Source organism: Streptomyces sp. OR43, from assembly GCF_008042275.1.
Lineage (GTDB): Bacteria > Actinomycetota > Actinomycetes > Streptomycetales > Streptomycetaceae > Streptomyces.
Genome location: NZ_RDBK01000049.1, coordinates 1 through 649 on the forward strand (window position 1 = coordinate 1; position 649 = coordinate 649).

Annotated in this window: 1 protein-coding gene; it reads left to right on the forward strand. The window is 69.2% G+C overall.

Annotation, left to right across the window (positions count from 1 at the left end):
- The coding region (locus tag EAO72_RS40085; RefSeq protein WP_148022319.1) for an AMP-binding enzyme at positions 1 to 649 on the forward strand (649 nt) is incomplete at both ends.

Genomic DNA, 649 nt, shown 5'->3' on the forward strand with positions numbered 1-649 from the left:
CCCATCCCCGACCCATCCCCGACCTGCACCTCTACCTCCTGGACACCGCCCTCCAGCCCACCGCCCCCGGCGTCCCCGGCGAAATGTACGTCTCAGGTGCCGGACTCGCCCGCGGCTACCTCAACCGCCCGGCCCTCACCGCCGAACGCTTCGTCGCGAACCCCTACGGCCCGGCCGGCACCCGCATGTACCGCAGCGGCGACCTCGCCCGCTGGACCACCGATGGCGAGATCGAATACCTCGGCCGCGCCGACCACCAGGTCAAGATCCGCGGACACCGCATCGAACTCGGCGAAATCGAAACCACCCTCACCGGCCTCGACAGCATCGCGCAGGCAGCCGTCATCGTCCGCGACGACCGCCTCATCGCCTACCTCACAGGCACCCCGGACACCGCTGCGATCCGAGACCAACTCGCCCAGACTGTCCCGGACTACATGGTCCCGGCCGCGTTCGTCACCCTTGACGCACTGCCTCTGACCGCGAACGGCAAGCTCGACCGCAAAGCCCTGCCCGACCCCGAATTCACCACCGCCCCACAGAGCCGCGCCCCCAGAACCCCGCAGGAAGAAATCCTCTGCGGACTCTTCGCCGGCATCCTCGGCCTGGAGCGGGTCGGGATCGACGACAGCTTCTTCGACCTCGGCGG